General features: G+C 70.1%; 14 protein-coding genes. 7 read left to right on the top strand and 7 right to left on the bottom strand.

What is annotated here, in order from left to right; all coding sequences use genetic code 11:
- The first annotated feature begins 2 nt into the window (after positions 1-2).
- Complete coding sequence (locus tag NR798_RS11590) at positions 3-2,201, top strand: peptidase domain-containing ABC transporter (RefSeq protein WP_375771528.1); 2,199 nt, start codon at positions 3-5, stop codon at positions 2,199-2,201.
- 105 nt (positions 2,202-2,306) lie between these two features.
- Here the strand turns inward: NR798_RS11590 and NR798_RS11585 are convergent, their stop codons facing one another.
- Positions 2,307-2,477 carry a class I lanthipeptide gene (locus NR798_RS11585; protein ID WP_375771527.1) on the bottom strand — a complete coding sequence of 57 codons (171 nt, stop codon included), beginning with the start codon at positions 2,475-2,477 and terminating at the stop codon, positions 2,307-2,309.
- 326 nt (positions 2,478-2,803) lie between these two features.
- On the opposite strand from NR798_RS11585, the gene NR798_RS11580 reads away from it, so the two are divergent.
- Together NR798_RS11580 and NR798_RS11575 are read left to right on the top strand one after the other, a co-directional pair.
- The gene (locus NR798_RS11580; protein ID WP_375771526.1) at positions 2,804-4,666 is read left to right on the top strand and encodes an FG-GAP-like repeat-containing protein; all 1,863 of its coding nucleotides are present in this window, start codon (positions 2,804-2,806) and stop codon (positions 4,664-4,666) included.
- Between the two features lie 11 nt (positions 4,667-4,677).
- Positions 4,678-5,790 (top strand): SGNH/GDSL hydrolase family protein, encoded by a 1,113-nt coding sequence (locus NR798_RS11575; RefSeq protein ID WP_375771525.1) that lies wholly within the window; start codon positions 4,678-4,680, stop codon positions 5,788-5,790.
- 9 nt (positions 5,791-5,799) lie between these two features.
- Here NR798_RS11575 and NR798_RS11570 read toward each other — a convergent pair whose 3' ends face one another.
- Entirely contained in the window at positions 5,800-8,028 is a 2,229-nt protein-coding gene (locus NR798_RS11570; RefSeq protein ID WP_375771524.1) for a kinesin, read from the bottom strand.
- A 141-nt stretch (positions 8,029-8,169) separates the two neighbouring features.
- Between NR798_RS11570 and NR798_RS11565 the strand changes: the two genes are divergently transcribed.
- Complete coding sequence (locus tag NR798_RS11565) at positions 8,170-8,706, top strand: hypothetical protein (RefSeq protein ID WP_375771523.1); 537 nt, start codon at positions 8,170-8,172, stop codon at positions 8,704-8,706.
- Positions 8,707-8,724: 18 nt separating this feature from the next.
- On the opposite strand, the gene NR798_RS11560 is transcribed toward NR798_RS11565, so the two are convergent.
- Positions 8,725-9,582: a RimK family alpha-L-glutamate ligase gene (locus tag NR798_RS11560; RefSeq protein ID WP_375771522.1), complete on the bottom strand. Its 858-nt coding sequence runs from the start codon at positions 9,580-9,582 to the stop codon at positions 8,725-8,727.
- Positions 9,583-9,695: 113 nt separating this feature from the next.
- Here NR798_RS11560 and NR798_RS11555 point away from each other — a divergent pair, with 113 nt between their 5' ends.
- Positions 9,696-10,436, top strand: coding sequence for a lysophospholipid acyltransferase family protein (locus NR798_RS11555; protein WP_375771521.1), 741 nt, complete (start codon positions 9,696-9,698; stop codon positions 10,434-10,436).
- Here the strand turns inward: NR798_RS11555 and NR798_RS11550 are convergent.
- Positions 10,387-12,840, bottom strand: a complete 2,454-nt coding sequence (locus NR798_RS11550; protein ID WP_375771520.1) for an ATP-binding protein — start codon at positions 12,838-12,840, stop codon at positions 10,387-10,389. The genes NR798_RS11555 and NR798_RS11550 overlap by 50 nt on opposite strands.
- A 105-nt stretch (positions 12,841-12,945) precedes the next feature.
- Positions 12,946-13,221 (bottom strand): type II toxin-antitoxin system RelE/ParE family toxin, encoded by a 276-nt coding sequence (locus tag NR798_RS11545; RefSeq protein WP_375771519.1) that lies wholly within the window; start codon positions 13,219-13,221, stop codon positions 12,946-12,948.
- Positions 13,222-13,737: 516 nt separating this feature from the next.
- Between NR798_RS11545 and NR798_RS11540 the strand changes: the two genes are divergently transcribed.
- Both NR798_RS11540 and argJ read left to right on the top strand, forming a co-directional pair.
- Positions 13,738-16,029, top strand: a complete 2,292-nt coding sequence (locus NR798_RS11540; protein ID WP_375771518.1) for a PQQ-dependent sugar dehydrogenase — start codon at positions 13,738-13,740, stop codon at positions 16,027-16,029.
- Positions 16,030-16,077: 48 nt separating this feature from the next.
- A complete protein-coding gene (gene argJ / locus NR798_RS11535) occupies positions 16,078-17,439 on the top strand; it encodes a bifunctional glutamate N-acetyltransferase/amino-acid acetyltransferase ArgJ (RefSeq protein ID WP_375771517.1) in 1,362 nt (453 codons plus the stop codon).
- A 121-nt stretch (positions 17,440-17,560) separates the two neighbouring features.
- On the opposite strand, the gene NR798_RS11530 is transcribed toward argJ, so the two are convergent.
- Complete coding sequence (locus NR798_RS11530; protein ID WP_375771516.1) at positions 17,561-18,430, bottom strand: alpha/beta fold hydrolase; 870 nt, start codon at positions 18,428-18,430, stop codon at positions 17,561-17,563.
- Positions 18,427-19,284: an SDR family oxidoreductase gene (locus tag NR798_RS11525; RefSeq protein ID WP_375771515.1), complete on the bottom strand. Its 858-nt coding sequence runs from the start codon at positions 19,282-19,284 to the stop codon at positions 18,427-18,429. Before NR798_RS11525 ends, NR798_RS11530 begins: the two co-directional genes overlap by 4 nt.
- Positions 19,285-19,297 lie beyond the last annotated feature (13 nt).

Here is a 19,297-nt window from a genome sequence, read left to right as displayed (position 1 = left end):
ACATGACCAGCACACTCCAATCCCTGTTGAAGCGCTTTCCGGAGCTGCTCCGGCTGGGCCTCCCCGGGAGACTCAGGCGGATTCCCTACATCCAGCAACTGGATGCCAGTGATTGTGGCGCGGCCTGTCTGGCCATGGTGCTCGCCTACCATGGCAAGGCGGTGCGGCTGGACGACGTCCGCAAGGTCATCGGCCTCGGCCGGGACGGAGCGACCGCGCTGCGCATCCTCGAGGCCGCCCGCTGGTATGGGCTGCGCGGCCGTGGGGTGGCCCTGGAGGTGGAGGATCTCGACTATCTCCCGCCCGGCTCCATCCTCCACTGGGAGTTCCGCCACTTCATGGTCTTCGAGCACCTGGGCCCGGGCTGGGTGGATCTGGTGGACCCCGCGTTGGGCCGGCGGCGGGTGCCGCTCGAGCAGTTCCGCCGGTCGTTCACGGGCGTGGCCCTGCTGCTCGAGCCCGGCGACGCGTTCGTGCGGGAGAAGGGCCAGGGGCGCCCCATCGTGCGCCACCTGAAGCAACTGCTGCTCCAGTCGGGGATGCTGCCGCGCATCCTCCTCACCTCCGTGCTGGTGCAGCTGTTCGCCCTGGGATTGCCGGCGCTCACCGGAGCCCTCACGGACCGGGTCGTGCCCCGGGGCGATTACCGGCTGCTGCTCGTGCTGTGCGTGGCGATGGCCTCGCTGATCCTCTTCCAATTCCTGGCGGCGATGCTGCGGGCCTTCCTGCTGCTGCACCTGCGCACCGAGCTGGATGCACGGATGACGCTCGGCTTCGTGGAGCACCTGGTGGAGCTGCCGTATGTGTTCTTCCAGCGGCGCTCGGCGGGCGATCTCATGAACCGCCTGAACAGCAACACCACCATCCGCGAGATGCTCACCTCGGGCGCGCTCTCGGGCCTGCTGGACGGCTCGATGGTGACCGTGTACCTGCTGGTGTTGTTCATCGTGAACGTGCCGCTGGGGCTGCTGGTGCTGGGGCTCGGAGCGCTCCAGGTGGGCGTGTTCTGCTGGACGTACCGGCGGCAGGCCGAGCTGATGGCCCGCAACCTCGAGGCGGATGCGAGATCCGAGGCCTACCAGGTCGAGTTCCTCACCGGGATGGAGACCTTGAAGGCGATGGGCGGCGAACACCGGGCGGTGGACCGCTGGTCGGGGCTGTTCGTGGACGTGCTCAACGTCTCGCTCGAGCGCGGCCGGCTCAATGCCATCGTCGACTCACTGATGACCACCCTGCGGGCGGGGGCGCCCCTGGTCATCCTGTGCTTCGGCGCCTGGCAGGTACTCCACGGAGCGCTCAGCCTGGGCAGCATGCTGGCGCTCAACGCGGTGGCGGTGGGCTTCCTGGGGCCGCTCTCCAACCTGGTCACCACCATGATGCAGTTGCAGTTGCTGGGCAGCTACCTCGACCGCCTCCATGACGTGATGGATACGCCCCGCGAGCAGGAGGTGGGAAAGGCACGCCGGGCCCATGCCCTCACGGGGAGGATCTCCCTCGAGAAGGTCTCGTTCCGCTACGCGCCCGACGCGCCCCTGGTGACACACGAGGTCTCGGTGGACATCCAACCCGGGCAGCTCGTGGCCATCGTGGGCCGCTCGGGCGCGGGCAAGTCCACCCTGGCCAACCTGTTGCTGGGCATGTACCTCCCCTGCTCGGGCCGCATCCTCTATGACGGGGTGGATCTGCGCGAGTTGGATCTGCGCTCGGTCCGCCAGCAGGTGGGCATCGTCCTGCAGGCCCCGGCCCTGTTCAGCGCGAGCATCCGCTCCAACATCACCCTGGCGGATCCCACCCTTCCCCTGGAGAACGTGGTGGAGGCCGCCAGGGTGGCGCACCTCCACGAGGAGATCCTCGCCATGCCCATGGGCTACGAGAGCCTGCTGATGGATCGCGGGACCTCGCTCTCCGGTGGGCAGCGGCAGCGGCTCGCGCTGGCCCGGGCGCTGGTGCGCAAGCCCGCGCTCCTGCTGCTGGACGAGGCGACCAGCGCCCTGGATGCCATCACCGAGAGCAAGGTCCACCAGGCCCTGGCGGCCATCAACTGCACGCGGATCGTGATCGCCCACCGGCTGAGCACGGTGGCCCGCGCGGACCTGATCCTCACCCTGGAGGATGGGACCCTGGTGGAAGCAGGGACCCACGAGGAGCTGCTCGCCCGCGGCGGAGTCTACGCCTCGCTGGTGGCGGCCCAGTTGAACTGACTTCACATGCCTCCGAACGCCGGATGCGTTCGGAGGCCCCTCCCAACACCTCCCCCCTTGGTGTGTTCTCGAGAGGGGAGCGTCACCGCATCGTCTCGCCGCCTGCTAGCAGATGATCGAGCAGCCGACGCACGCCGTGTGCTTGACGAACGAGACGCAGATCAGGCCGGTCTCGCCCTTCTTCTTGCCACCGGCGACCTGCTCGAGGCTCTCATCCGAGAGGTTGCGGATGGTCTCCTTGTTGAGGCGGAGCTTCTTCTCTCGCTTCTCGTCCATGACGTTGCTCCTTGCTGGTGATGCCGCCGGAATTGGCGGTACCAACGATTTAGGCCGCGCGGTCATGAGCGCCCATCGCTCCCAAGGCTGGTCAATAATCTGGGAATAGCCAAACCATGCATCCCGGATGCAAATACTTGCACACCACCACACCATCCCCACGCCAATCACGCACATTGGCTGGAAACATCAAACACCACTGTTCCGCAAGGATTGTCCATGCCGCCGCAGCAGGGTTTGTCCAAGCCAATCCTTATCAACCTGGCGCCAGCCCCCCCGAGGGGCCGGATGCGTCACGAGTCTCCCATGCGCATTACCCAACCCCCATGAGAGAGACCCACTCACCGTCACGCTCCTATCGCTCCTGGCCCCTGCTGGCACTGCTCTCGTCCATGGCCTGTACCTCCATGGACCCGGAGGAAGGTGAATCCCTCCACCAGACGAGAGGCGAGGTCGTCTACGGCACGGACAACCGGCAGGACGTGTACGCGCACCCGGACGCCACGTTGAGGGCGCGCGCGCAGCAGTCGACGGTGGCACTGATGTTCGCGGGAGCCCTCGACACGGCGGATCCCAACAACATCACCTTCAACGCCCCGACGCTGGGGGTGCGCCACAACCTCTGCGCCACGGAGCGCTTCCGGGAGGATCCGACCGCGGCCATCTGCTCCGGCACGCTCATCGACGATGACGTGGTGCTCACCGCGGGCCACTGCGTCAGCACCTCGTCGGACTGCGCCAACATCCGCTTCGTCTTCAACTACTACCGGCCCTCCGAGGGCACGCTGCAGACGGTCACCACGGCGGACGTCTTCAGTTGCGCCTCCGTGGTGGCCCGCAAGCAGGGCTCGGTGGATTACGCCCTGGTGCGGCTGGACCGGCCCGCCACGCCACGCTTCACGCCAGCGCCGGTGAAGACGGGCAACACCGCCCTGGCCAGCGGGCAGAATCTGGCCGTCATCGGCAGCGGCAGTGGCATTCCCTTCAAGGCCGACTCGGGCGGCGCGGTGCGCGACCCGCGCGCGAGCACGCTGGACTACTTCGTGGGCACCACGGACACCTTCTCCGCCAACTCGGGCTCGGGCGTCTACGAGACGAGTGGCTACTCGGTGACGGGCATCCTGGTGCGCGGGGACGTGGACTACGTCGCCAACGGCAGTTGCAACGTGGTGAACGTGTGCCCCCAGACGGGCTGCCGCGGCGAGGACTCCACCTACGTCTACCCGGCCATCGATGCCTTCTGCCGCGCGACGAGCAATGCCAGCGCCAGGCTGTGTGGAAACAAGAGCGCGGACTTCAACAGCGACGGGAGCCTCGACGTCCTGTGGCAGAACCGCACCGAGGACAAGTCCGCCATCTGGTTCATGAAGGATGGCACGCAGCTCTCCCAGGTGGAGGTCCCGGGCACCCAGGACGTGAACTGGTACCCGGTGGCGACAGGGGACTTCGACAGTGATGGGAACCTGGACCTCGTGCGGCACCACCGCACCCGGGGCCTGCTCGCCCTCTGGCTCATGCAGGGAGGCAACCGGGTCTCGGAGGTGGTGCTCCAGGGCCCCACCGACGTGAACTGGCAGCCGGTGATGGCCGCGGACTTCGACAGCGACGGCAACCTGGACGTCCTGTGGCACCACCGCACCCGGGGCCTGCTCGCCCTCTGGTTCATGAAGGGTGGCACCGTGCTCTCCAAGCTGGAGCTCCAGGGCTACCCCGATGTGAACTGGCAGCCGGTGACCACGGCGGATTTCAACGGTGACGGGGAGCTGGACATCCTGTGGCACCACCGCACCCGGGGCCAGCTCGCCCTCTGGTTCATGCGCGCCGGCACCGTGCTGTCGCAGGTGACGCTCCAGGGCCACCCCGACAGGAACTGGTACCCGGTGACGGCGGGAGACTTCAATCGAGACGGGGCCCTGGACATCCTCTGGCACCACCGCACCCAGGGCCAGCTCGACTTCTGGTTCATGCGGGCAGGCGCCGTGCTCTCCAACAAGATGGTTCAGGGCTACCCGAACGTGAACTGGCGCCCGGTGTCGGCGGGAGACCTCGACAGGGACGGGAACCTGGACGTCCTGTGGCACCACCGGACGAACGGGCAACTCGCCTTCTGGTTCATGAAGGAGGGCACCCTGCTCTCGAGCGTGGTGCGGCAGGGCTTCTCCGATGTGAACTGGTACGTCGTCAGGTAGAACCCGGGGGCATGAGCCCTCTGAAATCGCTGGGCGTGGCCGTGCTGCTGGCCGTGCTCGGTGGCTGCCGCACCATCCCCGTCCAGGTGTCTTCCCAGGCCCCCGAGCTGCGCTTCGGTGGCCGCGTGGACCGTGGAGATGCCCAGGGCCCTCGCCTCGCCTGGGGCGGCACGTCCCTCACCGCGCGCTTCACCGGCACGTCCCTCGGCCTGCGCCTGCTCGACATGCCCAAGGTCGAGGAGCTCGCCCCCAACCGCTTCCGCTTCAGCGTGGACGGTGCGCCCTTCCGCGACCTGTACGTCGGCGAGGGCCGCCTGCTCTACCGCGTCGCCGAGGGCCTCTCCGAGGGCGAGCACGTGCTGCGCCTGGAGAAGGAGACCGAGTCCGTCGTCGGGGAGACGCAGTTCCTCGGGCTCGAGCTCGACCCGGGCGCCCGCCTGCTGTCCGCGCCTCCCGCCCCCACGCGCCGCCTCGAGTTCATCGGTGACTCGGGGCTCACCGGCTTCGGCATCGAGGGCAAGAACGAGCAGTGCAGCTTCAACGTGGAGACCCAGCGCAGCTCCCTCACCTGGGCCTCCCTCACCGCGCAGGCCCTCGGTGCCGAGGCTTCCCTCATCGCCTTCTCCGGCAAGGGCGCGGCCGTCAACTACGCCAACGACCCCACCCCTACCCTGCCCCAGCTCTACGCGCGCACCCTCCCCCATCGCGAGGACAGCCGCTGGGACTTCACCTCCTGGGTGCCCGATGCCGTCATCATCCAGCTCGGCGCCAATGACTTCTGGAAGGAGCACCCTGGCGAGGAGCGCTTCCGCGACGCCTACCGTGCCCTGGTGGACGGCATCCGCGGCCACTACCCCAACGCCCATATCGTCTGCGTCCTGGGCTCCGGCATCACCAACAGCCACCCCAAGGACGTCAACGCACGCAGCCAGGCCCGGGCCCTCATCTCCAGCGTGGTGGAGACCTTGCGGCAGGCTGGAGATGCCCGCGTGCACTTCACCGAGGTGCCGCCCAATCCCGGAGACGAGGGACTCGGCTGCCTCTGGCATCCCAGCCGGAAGACCCACCAGCGGACGGCCGAGCAGATGACGCCCCTGCTGCGCGACCTGCTCGGCTGGAAGTAGCTCAGGGCCTCACGGCGCCGGCTGCGCGGGCGGCACGGCCGGAGAAGAGCCCGGTGTCACCAGCGAGTCGCACGTGGCGCCCGCCATCCAGTGGCGCTTGCAGGCCTCGCGGACGAGCGGCTCGCGGAACTGCCAGAGCACCACGAAGAGCACGGCGAGCCCGATGGCCAACCACATGCCCGCCGAGCGCGGCTCCTCTTCGTCATCCTCGCGCACCTTCACCAGGACCGAGCGCAACACATCGGTCCGGTCCACCTTGGCGTTCTTCGGCAGCCTCGGCCGGCGGGTGATGAGGGCCGCCAGGTCCCCCGTGAGCTTCAACCGGTCGTTGAGCGCCCAGCCCGAGCCTTCCAGCAGCAGGGACAGGTTGCGCTTGCGCAGCTTGAGCCACCCCAGCAGGCCCGAGGGCAGCATCACCACCGCGGCCACGATCATCGCCGCCGAGATGACGTCGAAGACGGTGAGCGACTTCACCTGCGTCACGATGAAGGCCAGCGACGAGCCCACGGCCGCGAACGCGATGCCCGTCGCCGCGATGAAGCCGCCCGGTCCCGCCGCCACGGGTGCCGCCGCGGGGGCTCCCGGAGCTGGCACGCCGGGCGCCGCCAGGGTCCCGTGCGCGTAGCTCTTCTCCAGGGACTCGTCGAGCGACTTCTCCCCGGCCGCCGCCATCCCCTCGATCTTCTTGGAGACGAACTGGCCGATCCGCCCGAACGGCATCGTCATCGCCTCCCACAGCGACACGGGCTGGCGGATGACCTGCGTCACCACGGCGTCGAACTCGCGGCCCTCCACGTCGTAGAACACGCCGCGCTTGCCCACCGCCAGCTCGTCGCTCCGCCCGCGCGTGACGGGCACCGCCACCTCGTAGCTCTCCCCCCCATCCTTCGCCACCACCTGCACGTAGAGGGTGCAGGTCGTGCCCTGGCCCGTCAGCGCGGCGTGCGAGGCCCGGTTCGTCACCAGCACCGACAGCCTGTACCTCCGGCCCCCGAGGATGAGCGTCCCCCGCTCCATCAGCGCCCGCCGCTTCGTCTGGTACAGGTCCGGCATGCTGATGAAGTTGTTGGCGAACGTCAGCAGCCAGCGCTGGTACAGAATCAGCCGCTCCAGCTCGTCCACCGCGTCCAGCTTGTCCTTCAGCGCCAGGTCCGCCCGGCACGCCGCCTCGAGCGCCTCCAGCTCGGACTCGGGAATGGCCGGCAAGGCTTCCACCAGCATGCGCAGGGGACTCGCCTCCAGCCGCGACTGCCACGCCAGGATGGCGTCGGCTCTCGCGCACAGCTCGCGCCAGGCCGCGTCCCCCAGCGTCGCCATGTCCCCCGTGAGCGGCACCGCCACGTCCTTGCGGAAGGCCTCGAGCCGCTCGAAGGCCTGGCCCCGGTACAGCCGGGACCACCGCAGCGCCCCTCCGGGCTCGGGAGGCGCCACGGGCAGCTCCGACACCACCCGCGCCAGCGCCTGCGTGTCCCCGAGCGCCCCCTGCACCCGCCCCGCCTCCAGCTTGAGGCTCGAGACGGCCTCGGGCTGCGCCGCCACCAGCCGGCACTGCAGGAAATACGTGTCCAGCAGCGGCCGGACCTCCTGGATGCGCCGGGCGTGCTCCAGGCTCCGCTCGCCCCACACCAGCACCGACGCCCTCTCCGCCAGGTGCACCAGCAACGCGCTCCGCTCCTCGCGGAAACGCTGGAGCATGGGCAGGTCCACGCCCGCCTGCCCCGCCCGGTTCTTCACCTCGGGGAAACAGGCCATGAGCTTCACGGCCAGCGAGCGCAGCGGCTCGGGCAGGAAGGCCGGCGCGACAATGCCATCCCCGTTCTGCCCCGCCTCCCGCAGCGCCTTCTCGCTGGTGCGCACCTGCTCCAGCGAGATGCGCGTCCGGTCCCCGGCCTTCAGCGTCTCCAGCAGGATGCCCGCCACGTCCCGGAGCTTCCCTCCCGCCTCGGAGAGCACGTCCAGCGCGAGCACGTCGCTCGCCGCGTCCGCGCCCTGGTACGACTTCAGCAGCTTCCCCGTGTGCTCGACGGCGGCGCGCAGCTCCGCCACGCGGATGCGCTTGTTCCCATCCGTGTCGAGGAACGCGAGGAAGCGCGGATCACAGTTGAGACCCTCCAGAGGACAGGCCGTGGCCAGCCACTGGGTCTCCGGAATGCGCACGGCCTCCACCAGCACGTCGAAGGAAGGGATGGAGACCTGGAGCGAGCCTCCATAGCGGCGGTAGACGAGGGGGGACGTCATGGCGGCGCACCAGAGCACAGCCGCCCGCCTGGTGGGGAAGCGGTTTCCACCTCCCGTGAGCTGTCGCTCGCCTGAACCCCCGCTCTCCGGCCCCGCGCGCCCTGCTTGCATCTGGTCCCAGGCCGGGGCATGTCTCGGGGTGTGAGCCAACAGCACCAGCAGACCGGGCCCGGTGGAACGGACGCAGCCGAGCAGGACGGCTTCTTCAGCGCCTACTCGAAGCAGCAGCCTCGCCGCTCCAAGCGCATGCTCCTGCTGTACCCCGCCGCCGTGCTGGTCCTCTTCCTGCTCGGCAAGTGGTTCGTGGCCCTGCAGCCGGAGGCCACCCCCTACCGCGTGGAAACGGCGTGGGGCCTGCGGCAGGTGAACAAGGGCATGTCGCCGCAGGACGTCTCCGGCATCCTCGGCCAGCCCACCAGCAAGGAGCGGCGCGGCAACCAGGAGTGCTACCAGTACGGCCGCCCCACCATCAAGGCGCCCACCTTCGTGCTGCACGTCGTCTGCTACGAGGACGGCAAGCTCATCGAGGTGTCCGAGAAGCGCTTCAACTCCTGGGTCGTCACGCGGGACATGGCCATCTCCCCCGCCCCGCTCGAGTACGAGCTGAAGGACGAGGAGACGCCCGCGGCCCCCGCCACTCCCAGCGCCCCGAGCGTCGCCGGTCAGCAGCCCCTTTAACCGCTCGCGCGGCCCGCCTCAGCGCGCGAGGTACCGGACGAGCGCGTCCGCGAAGCGCCCGGGTGCGCCCTCGGACGCCCCGAGGAAGAGCCGCGGCTCGATGACCTCCAGCTCCTGCAACAGCGGCGTGCCCTCCGGGCCGGTGGCCACGTCCACCCGGGCATAGAGGGTCCGTCCGGGCGTGGCGGCCAGCACGCGCTCGGACAGCGCCACCTCGTCCGCTCGCGGCGCCAGGGGCACCCCATCCGGCAGGGTGGCGCCCACGGCCTCCATGGTGCGCGGCCGCACCACCGCGTGCGAGAAGACGCCGTCGAAGAAGACGTAGGAGCGCTCGCCGCCCTCGTGCAGCGCGGGCAGGAAGGGCTGCACCAGCGCATCGCCCTCGGCGAGCACCGCCTGCAGGTGGGCCTGGCCCTCGTCCGCGAGCCGCGCGGGCTCGAAGCGCCGCGTCAGCCGCCCGCCGCCCGACACCGCGGGCTTCACCACCACCGCCCCCCAGCCCCGCTCCGCCACGAGCGTCGGCAGCGAGGCCGCCCGGCCCCGGGGGCAGAGCGCCGTGGGGGTGACGGGGACGCCCTTGCCGGCCAGCTCCAGCAGGTAGGACTTGTGGCTGTTCCAGCGCAGCACGTCCGGGGGATTGAGGACGTCCACGAGGCGGGGCACGCGCTCCAGCCACGCCAGGAACTCCACCGGCTTGAGGAAGTAGTCCCAGGTGGTGCGCACCAGGGCGAGCCGGAAGCGCTCCCACTCCACCGCCGGGTCGTCCCACCGCACCACCCGCGGCCTCAGCCCCCGGGCGCGCAGCGGCTCGAGCAGCCGCTGGTCGTCCTCCGTCATCTCCGGCAGGCCCCAGTAGGTGATGAGCGCGATGTCCATGTCGAGGCTGCTTCTCCCCTACCCCGGGCTGTCTGCCAAGGGGCCCGCACCATGGGCCGTCCATTCTTCACCCGGCGTGCGATGATGGCGCCTTTCCTCCAGAGCGGGATGACATGCGCTGGCTCCACTCGGTGCTCTTCTGGTCGTTCTTCGCGGCGAGCTCCGCCGTCCTCTTCTGCGTCGCGCTCGTCATCTTCCTGGTGACGTGGCCCTTCGATCGCAACGGCCGGGTGCTGCACCTGTTCTCGTGCGGCTGGGCGCAGCTCTACTTCTGGGTGAACCCCGGCTGGCGTCTGCGGATTCAAGGCCGTGAGCGCCTGCCCTGGCACGGGCCCGCGGTGCTGGTGTCCAACCACCAGTCCCTCGGCGACATCCTCGTGCTCTTCGGCCTCTACCGGCCCTTCAAGTGGGTCTCCAAGGCCGCCAACTTCCAGCTGCCGTTCCTCGGCTGGAACATGTACCTCAACCGCTACGTGGGGCTGGTGCGCGGGGACAAGGAGAGCATCGCGAGGATGATGGCCGCGTGCGAGCGCTGGCTGGACCGGGGCGTGCCCGTGCTGCTCTTCCCCGAGGGCACGCGCTCGCCGGACAACCAGATGCGGCCCTTCAAGGACGGCGCCTTCCGGCTGGCCCACGCCCGGGGCTGCCCCCTCATCCCCATGGTGCTCAGCGGCACGGGTGACACCCTGCCCAAGCACGGGTTGCTGCTCCGCTTCCGCGCGGACTGCAAGGTGAGCGTCCTGGAGCCCGTGGATCCGCGCGCCTTCCCCGACGCGGCCGCGCTGCGCGACCACGTGCGCGAGCTCATGGAGAAGGAGAAGGCCCGCCTCGAGTCCGAGGCAGCCGCACCGTGAAGGTGGTGCCCTCCTCCGCGGTGGAGCGCACCGAGAGGGTGCCCCCATGGCCCCGGACGATCTGCTCCACGATGTAGAGGCCCAGCCCCAGGCCCGAGGCCGGGTGCGGGCTGTCCCGCGTGAGCCGCCGGAAGGGCTCGAAGATGGTGGGCAGCAGCTCGGCCGGAATGGGCGGGCCGGCGTTGTTCACCTCCAGGACGACGCTCTCGCCCTCGTCGTGCAGCAGCAGCCGCACGGGCGTGCCCTCCGGGCTGTAGTCGAGCGCGTTCTTCACCAGGTTGCCAATCACCTGCGAGAGCCGGTCCGGATCCCACTCCCCCTCGAAGCGCCCCGAGCCCTCCAGCCGCAGCTCGCGCCCGGGATGGCCCGCCTCCAGCTCCTCCAGCACATGCCGCACCAGGTGGCGCAGGTTGAGGTGCTGGGGAGACACGGGAATGCCTCCGCCCAGCCGCCCGCGCGTGAAGTCCAGCAGCTCGCCGATCATCCGCCCCATGCGCTCGGCGCTGGTGATGATGCGGCGCACGGGCTTGAGGTGGCGGGGGGGCAGGTCATCCGCGCGCATCAACGCGTTGGCGGACAGGAGGATGGCGTTGAGCGGGTTGCGCAGGTCATGCGAGACGATGCCCAGGAAGCGCTCGCGGAACTCCGCCGCCCGGCGCAGCTCCTCCTCGGTGCGCTGGCGCTCGGTGATGTCCACCACCACCGTGCCCACCCAGCGCACCACGTCCCGCGCGTCCCGCACCGGGTAGATGCTCAGCAGGTAGTGGTGCACCCGCCCCTCATCGGCCGCCGTGGCGATGGCCACCTCGCGCTCCCGTAGGGGCTCGCCCGTCTCGAAGACCTGGCGCAGCAGGGGCTCCAGGGAGGCACCGGCCTCGCCGGGGAGCACCTCGCGCACGGAGCGCCCCAGCATCGCCTCCATGGGCGTCCCATTCATGTCCGCGAGCATGCGGTTGACGCGCACGTAGCGCAGCGCCCGGTCCACGAAGGCCAGGCCGATGGGCGCGGTGGACAGCAGCGAGTCCAGCAGCGCGAGCGTCTCGGACCGCTCGGACTCGCGCAGCAGCCGCTCCGTCTCGTCCCGGGCGGAGATCACCGCGCCGGCCGGAGTGCCGTCCGGGCGGAGCACGGGCGAGGCGGTGCCGTTGAGGATGCGCACCGAGCCATCCGGGCGCCGCACCTTCCAGCGCGCCTCGGTGACCGTCTCGCCGTGGAGCGCCCGGTACAGGGGCGTCGCCTCCAGCGCCAGGGGCCGCCCCTCCAGGTCGAGCAGGCCGTACGTCGCCGTCCACTCGGGCGCGGCCACCTGCTGGCGGCTGACGCCGTGCTGGCGCTCGGCCTCCACGTTGAAGATGCGCAGCACCCCCCGCTCGTCCGTCACGATGATGGCATCCCCGCTCTGCTCGATGACCAGGCGCAGCAGCTCCTCGCCCGTGCGCATCGCCTCGCGGGCCTCGCGCTCCCGGCTGGCCAGCCGCGTCTGCACCAGCAACGCCGAGGCCCGGCTCACCATCGCCCGGAAGAGCAGCTTGTCCTCGTTGGAGAACTCGAAGGCGGTGATGCTGCCCATGTGCGCCACGCCCACCACCTCGCCCCCGGTGATGAGCGGCACCCCGTAGAGCGCGCGGGTACCCCGCCGCCGCAGCGCCTCGCTCCTCACCAGCGGATCCGCCGCCGCCGAGCGAACCTCCAGCGGGCGCCGCTCGGCGGCGATCTTCCCGGAGAAGCCCTCGCCCACCCGGAGTTGGAAGCCGGTGGCCACCTCCTGCTCCAGGCCCACCGAGGCGCGCGCCCGCAGCACCTCCCCCTCGCGCAGCAGCAACGTGACGGAGTCCACCGCCTCCGTCGTCTCCAGCACCACGCGCAGCAGCCGCTCCAAGAAGGTGTCCAGGTCCTCCGTGCCGAGCGCCGCCTCGGAGATGCGGTCGAGCGCCACCAGCGTGCGCTCGCGGGCCCGCGAGTAGCGCGCCACGGCCGTGCCCACCGCCTCGTCGAACAGCTGGTTGAGCCGCTCCACCTCCCGCAGCAGCGTCTCCGTGTCCCGCCCGCCCTCGCGCCCCAGGTGCTGGCCGTAGAGCCGCAGGATGCAGGTGCGCAGCAGCGCGTACTCGTGCGTCACCTGCTCCAGGTCGAATCCCACGTCCAGCCGCTGCAGCGCGTGGATCTCCGGCCACTCCTCCAGCGAGCCCTGGTTTCCGGTATGGACGTCCTCCACCCGGTCCGCCAGCTGCTCCAGCAGCGGCGGCAGGTCATTCACCAGCCGGGGCTGGGACAGCCGCCGCGCCTCGGGCAGGACCCGCGCCGCGCGCTCCCACTCCTCGAGGATCAGCGCGCGCTGCTCCCGGATGAAGTCACAGAGGCGAAGCCGCCCCCCCGTCCCGGCTACTGGCTCGTGCGTCGCCATGTCCGGAAAATGTGAACGTCATCCGGCCCTGGAGCCCGGGTCCTTGCCGCTGGCACCGCTCCCCCGCCCGCCCAGCGGCCAGCCCGCCTGGCGCCCCGCCCTCCCCTAGAGGTCCCTCGGGAGGCGCCGCGCCACCTCCAGCAGCAGCACGCGCTGGCGCTCATGGTCCACGTCGTAGACCGCGATCGCATCATCCACCACCACCGAGGGGGTGGACGCCGGACGACCCGGGGCCTTCACCGTCCCCGGGAAGACGTGATTGCGCCCCTCGCCCAGGCCCATGGCCACATCATCCAGGGCCTCCCGGATGCGCCGGTAGGTCTCCAGCGACAGGTGGGCAAGCTGATTCCACGCGGGAGGGCTGATTTCGACGGTGTACACGGTGAGCGGGCCTGTTGGAGCGGTCGTCCTATATTATTTGAGCACAAAGCAGACCAGTCGAATTCCCGGTCGAGTCCAGCGCCCACCGAGGTGGAGTCCAGTGGTGAACGATTCCTGCCGCAGACAGTGGACAGAGGGAGTTTCGCTTCTCCTCCGGGCGCGAGAGGACCCACACCCGGGGTGACCCCCCTCCGGAGGCGCCGAGACACCCACCGCCCCGGGGAACAGGACTCCTGGCGGATGAAGCCCACTCCGCCTCCAGCACCATCCAGCAGCGGACGTACGTGGAACCGCTGCCCTCGTGTGCTGCTGAGCAGATGAGGACCCCCCGCTACAGCTTCGCGCCGCCTTCCATGAGGGGGGGGCGGTTGGGAGGGCGGTCCTTCCGATCGGATTGGAGTGTGAGTCATGCGAATCAATGCTCTTGGGGCATTCGCCTGCTTTCTTGGCTTTCTTTCGTGGGGGGGCTGCACGGAGGTGGAGCCCGCCGCGAGCCCGCCGCAGCAACGAGCGGACATGGCCGCGGTGCCCACGCGCTTCACGGACACGGTGGTCGTCGATGAGCTCGACGCGGCGACCTCCATGGCCATCGCACCGGATGGACGCATCTTCGTCTGCGAGCAGGACGGCCGGCTGCGGCTCATCCAGGACGGCAAGCTGCTGAGCGCGCCGTTCCTGACGGTCAGCACGGACAGGAACGGGGAGCGGGGCCTGCTCGGCGTGGCGTTGGATCCAGACTTCCCCGGCCAGCCCTACGTGTATGTCTATTACACGGCCACCACGCCGCAGGTGCACAACCGCGTCAGCCGCTTCACCGCGAATGGCAACCAGGCGGTGCCCGGCAGCGAGCGCATCCTCTTCGAGCTCGAGACGCTGGGGGCCAACAACCACAATGGAGGCGCCATCCACTTCGGGCCCGGCGGCAAGCTCTACGTGGCCGTGGGGGAGAACACGCGCTCGGAGAGGGCGCCGAGCCTCGGCTCGCTGATGGGCAAGGTGCTGCGGCTGGAGAAGGACGGCACCATCCCCACGGACAACCCCTTCTACACGCGCACCACGGGCAGCTACCGCGCCATCTGGGCGCTCGGCCTGCGCAACCCTTTCAGCTTCGCCATGCAGCCGGGCACGGGCCGCCTCTTCATCAACGACGTCGGGGCCAACAAGTGGGAGGAGATCAACGAGGGCGTCGCCGGAGCCAACTATGGCTGGCCGGACACCGAGGGCCCCACGACGGACGCCCGCTTCCGCGCCCCGCTGTTCGCCTACCCGCACGGCTCGGGCACCGGGAGCGGCTGCGCCATCTCCGCGGGCGTCTTCTACAACCCGGCGCAGCCCCACTTCCCCGCGGAGTACACGGGGCGCTACTTCTTCGCGGACTACTGCAACGGGTGGATCCGCACGTATGACCCGAAGGATGGCGCCGTCGCCCTCTTCGCCACGGGCCTGCGGGCACCGGTGGACCTCGACGTCGGGCCGGACGGCAGCCTGTATTACCTGGACCGCGCGGACGACACAGTGCGCCGCATCCGCTACACGGCGGCCAACGAGGCGCCCACCCTCGCGAGCCAACCCGAGAGCAAGACGGTGCTGCCCGGCCAGACCGTCACCCTCACGGTGAGCGCCACCGGGACGCCGGCGCTGCGCTACCAGTGGCAGCGCAATGGCGCGGACCTGACGGGACAGACGGCGCCGAGCCTCACGCTGGCCTCGGTGAAGCTGTCGGACTCGGGGACCCGCTTCCGCGTGCGGGTGTCCAACGACTACGGCTCGGTGCTGAGCAGCGAGGCCACCGTCACCGTGAGGGACAACACCGCCCCCGCCGCCACCTTCTTCCTGCCCGTGGAGGGGACGCTCTACGGCGCGGGCAACGCCATCGCCTACGAGGGCCGGGGCACGGACGCCGAGGACGGGACGCTGCCGGACAGCGCCTTCACGTGGCGGGTGGACTTCCACCACGACGACCACGTGCACCCCTTCGTGCCGTCCACGCGCGGGGCGAAGAGCGGACGGTTCACCGTGCCGGACCGGGGCGAGACGGCCGCCAACGTGTGGTTCCGCATCCACCTGCGGGTGGAGGACTCCAACGGGGCCGTCCATGAGCTCTACCGGGACGTGCGGCCCCGGAAGGTGAAGCTGCGGATGGGCACCGAGCCCTCGGGGCTGCGGGTGACGCTCGACGGGCAACCCCAGCCGGCTCCGCTGGAGGTGGAGAGCGTGGCGGGGGTGGTGCGCACGCTGGGCGCCGTCTCGCCGCAGGTGAAGGACGGGAAGACGTACGTCTTCGAGCGATGGATGCACGCGGGGGCCATGACCCAGGAGGTCCAGCCCACCGCGGACTCGCAGTACACGGCGGTGTTCCGGGACGTGAACGCCCCGGCGGGCAACGGCCTGCGGGCGGAGTACTTCAACGAGCTCGACTTCAAGGGCCTGAAGGTGGAGCGGGTGGACCCCACCGTGGACTTCAAGTGGGACAACGGCTCGCCGGACGCGGCCCTGGACGTCAACACCTTCACGGCGCGCTGGACGGGGAGCGTGGTGCCCCGGTACTCGGAGACGTACACCTTCCACACCCAGTCCAATGACGGCGTGCGGCTCTGGGTGGACGGCAAGCTCCTCATCGACGACTGGACGGTGCACGCCACCAAGGAGAACCGGGGCACCGTCACGCTGCAGGCCGGCCGGGCCTACTCGCTCCGGCTGGAGTTCTTCGAGCAGACGGGCGTGGCCCTCATGCGGCTGCACTGGTCGAGCCCCAGCCAGCGCAAGCAGATCATCCCGCGGGAGCAGCTCCGGCCGGTGCCTCCCTGACCGGGAAGCCGGCGAACGGGCATCTCTGGCATTGATTCGCGCCCCGGATTGCGGCACCAAGCGTCTTTCTCCTCGCAGCGAGGTACCGCCATTCCCAGCACGCACCTGACCTTCCCGTCCGCCGAGGCCCACCGGAGCTGGCTGGAGCACCAGTCCGCCCTTCCGCGCGGCTTCCGCGTCGGGCGCACGCGGCTCGAGTTCATGCCCGCCGAGGTGGCCAAGCCGGCGAAGATGAACCTCACGCTGGTGGTGCTCGACGAGCCGACGCCGTCGTTCGCCGCGGTGTTCACGAAGAACGCCTTCCCGGGAGCACCGGTGCTCATCGGCCGCAAGCGCCTGGCTGAGCCCACGCTGGGCGCGGTGGTGGTGAACAACAAGGTGAGCAACGTGTGCGCGCCCGGGGGCGTCGAGGCCTCCGAGCGGCTGTGCGCGGCGGTGGCGGGCTCGCTGGGGCTGAGCGCCTCGCAGGTGCTGCCCTGCTCGACGGGGGTCATCGGCTGGCGGCTGCCGGTGGACGCGATGGTGGGAGCGGTGCCCCAGGCCGCCTCGTCGCTCGCCGGCGAGTCCGTGCTGCCCGCCGCCGAGGGCATCATGACGACGGACCTGTACCCCAAGGTCCGCCGGGCCCAGGTGGGCAGCGGGAGCATCGTGGGCATCGCCAAGGGGGCTGGGATGATCGAGCCCAACCTGGCCACCATGCTCGTCTTCCTGATGACGGACGTGGACGTGCCGCGCGAGGCCCTGCGCGCGGCGCTGCGCTCGGTGGCCTCGAGGACGTTCGGCTGCATCAGCGTGGACAGCGACACGAGCACGTCGGACACGGTGACGCTGCTGTCGTCGCGCAAGGTGCCCTGCCCGAGCCTGAAGGAGTTCGAGGCCGCGCTGGAGCAGGTGTGCGCCGACCTGGCCGAGGACATCGTGCGCAACGGCGAGGGCGTGCACCACGTCATGCGCGTGCGGGTGCACGGGGCCCCGAGCGAGGACGTGGCACGGGGCATCGGCAAGTCGGTGGTGAACTCGCCGCTCTTCCAGTGCGCGGTGAACGGGAACGACCCGAACGTGGGCCGGCTGGTGGCGGCGATCGGCAAGTACGTGGGCGCGCACCACCCCGAGGTGGACCTCTCGCGCTGCACCCTGCGCATGGGAGGCCGCGTCATCCTGGAGCATGGCGCCTTCCGGCTCGACAACGAGGCGGAGAAGGCGCTGGTGGCGCACATGAAGGGCGCCGAGCTGTACACCAGCGTGCCGCCCGCGGACGGGCTCACCTTCCGCCCGCAGGTGACGTTCCCTCCGCACGAGCGCTCGGTGGAGATTGAAGTGGACCTCGGCGCTGGCGCGGCGGCCTGCACGGTGCTCGGCGCGGACCGCAGCCACGAGTACATCAGCGAGAACGCGGACTACCGGAGCTGAGCCATCCCCTCTCCCTCTGGGAGAGGGTCAGGGTGAGGGTCTTCGCGTTGCACCGTGACACGCGGGGACTACCCTCACCCCCCGCCCTCTCCCAAAGGGAGAGGGAGCATGCGCAACCCGGCTACGCGCCGAGGAAGGCCCGGAGGCGTGCGGCCACCACCTCCGGCTGGCGCATGGGCAGGTCGTGGCTCGCGTCGGGGATCGCCTCGCAGGTGAGGTTCGGGAGGAGCGAGCGCGCGCGGGCCAGCATCGGCTCCGCGTCGTAGATGCGCTCCTGCTGCCCCACCAGCAGGAGCGTCGGCGTCTGGATGCGCCGCAGCACCTCCTCCTTCACCACTCCCGGCCACTGCCCCGGGTACCAGCCGAAGTGGCGGAGCCCCGTCCACATCACGTCCGCGATTCCGCTCATCACCGCGTCGTACGGGCCTCCTGCCTCCGCCGCCGGAACGGCCGCCCAGCGCAGGTAGGCGTGGACCCAGTCGCGGCGCGGCCAGATGATGAAGGGAATACCGCGCAGGACGAAGTCCATGTTGAAGCGCAGGAAGGTGGCCCCGGGGGCGAGCAGCACCAGCTTCGACACCCGCTCCGGAGCCCGCGCGGCGTACTGCGCGGCGAGCCACCCTCCGAACGACATCCCGCCCAGGTTCGCCCGCGGCAGCCCCAGCGCCGTGAGGAGCTCGTCCAGCCAGCCAAGGAGATCCTCCACCCGCAGCAGCGGACGGTGCGGCACGCTGAAGCCGTGGTCTCCCGGAGTATCCGCGGCGTAGACCCGGAAGGACTTCCCGAGCTCCAGCGCGTTCGCGGCCCACATGCCGGAAGTCACTTTGAACCCGTGGAGCAGCACCAGCGGCGGTGCCCCTTCCCGCCCCCACACCTGCACCCGCGTGCGTGCGCTCGGCGTCTCGACATCCCGGGACTCGGGCGCCGTGGTCCACAAGGAAATCAGGTCATCGTACGCCCGCCGGAAGGCCGCTTCGGTCCGGGGATTCATCGCGCCTCCGAGGCGGCCCAACCGACCTGCTGCTCGCTCCAGGACCACAGCCGCTCGGCGAGCTCCGGGTCATTGGCCCTCTTCGACACCGGTGCGCGCTTCTTCTTGTAGAAGTACTCGCCCGAGACGGAAGTGACCTCGTCGCTCGTCGCCAGGTACACGGACGTCTCCGCGCCCTGCTCCGGGGTCAGGAAGAAGAGCCCGAGGAACGCCATGATGGGCCTGCCGAACCCCGTCTGCCGATCCACGCCGAAGTTGGTCCCGACCGCCCCCGGGTGCAGGCTGTTGGCGGTGACGGCCGTGCCCCGCAGCCGCTCCGCGAGCGCCTTCGTGAACAGGATGTTGGCGAGCTTGGACTGCGAATAGGCCTTCCACACGCCAAAGCTCCGCGTCAGGTGCGGATCCTCCCAGTGGATGGCCCCGGTCTTGTGCGCGCCCGAGGAGACATTGATGACCCGCCCCTGGGGCGCCCGCCGCAACTGCTCCAGCAGCAGGTTCGTCAGCAGGAAGTGGCCGAGGTGATTGACCCCCAGCTGGGACTCGAACCCGTCCCGCGTCGTCTCCCGCTTCGTGGTGATGACGCCCGCGTTGTTGATCAACACATCCAGCTTCGGGTGCCGGGTCTGGAGCTCGCGAGCGAAGCTCCGGATGCTCTCCAGCGAGCCGAGATCACACAGCATGAGCTCGAGCTTGTCCGAGCCGCTCCGCTGGCGGGCCTCCTTCAGCGCCTGCTCGCCCCGCGCGGCACTGCGGCAGGCCATGACGACGGTGGCGCCCCCGCGGGCCAGCTCCGTCGCGGTGGCGAGCCCCACGCCTGAATTCGCTCCGGTCACGACCACGGTCTTCTCGTTCATCTGGCGGCCCCGC

The organism is Archangium gephyra (assembly GCF_042230915.1).
In the GTDB taxonomy this organism is placed as follows: Bacteria; Myxococcota; Myxococcia; order Myxococcales; family Myxococcaceae; genus Archangium; species Archangium gephyra_B.
This window is presented reverse-complemented; position numbering and strand designations above follow the sequence as displayed.

Coding starts and splice junctions, on each gene's coding strand:
- NR798_RS11590 (WP_375771528.1), top strand. CDS start 3: ATGACCAGCACACTCCAATCCCTGTTGAAGCGCTTTCCGGAGCTGCTC.
- NR798_RS11585 (WP_375771527.1), bottom strand. CDS start 2,477: ATGGACGAGAAGCGAGAGAAGAAGCTCCGCCTCAACAAGGAGACCATC.
- NR798_RS11580 (WP_375771526.1), top strand. CDS start 2,804: ATGAGAGAGACCCACTCACCGTCACGCTCCTATCGCTCCTGGCCCCTG.
- NR798_RS11575 (WP_375771525.1), top strand. CDS start 4,678: ATGAGCCCTCTGAAATCGCTGGGCGTGGCCGTGCTGCTGGCCGTGCTC.
- NR798_RS11570 (WP_375771524.1), bottom strand. CDS start 8,028: ATGACGTCCCCCCTCGTCTACCGCCGCTATGGAGGCTCGCTCCAGGTC.
- NR798_RS11560 (WP_375771522.1), bottom strand. CDS start 9,582: ATGGACATCGCGCTCATCACCTACTGGGGCCTGCCGGAGATGACGGAG.
- NR798_RS11555 (WP_375771521.1), top strand. CDS start 9,696: ATGCGCTGGCTCCACTCGGTGCTCTTCTGGTCGTTCTTCGCGGCGAGC.
- NR798_RS11550 (WP_375771520.1), bottom strand. CDS start 12,840: ATGGCGACGCACGAGCCAGTAGCCGGGACGGGGGGGCGGCTTCGCCTC.
- NR798_RS11540 (WP_375771518.1), top strand. CDS start 13,738: ATGGCCGCGGTGCCCACGCGCTTCACGGACACGGTGGTCGTCGATGAG.
- NR798_RS11530 (WP_375771516.1), bottom strand. CDS start 18,430: ATGAATCCCCGGACCGAAGCGGCCTTCCGGCGGGCGTACGATGACCTG.
- NR798_RS11525 (WP_375771515.1), bottom strand. CDS start 19,284: ATGAACGAGAAGACCGTGGTCGTGACCGGAGCGAATTCAGGCGTGGGG.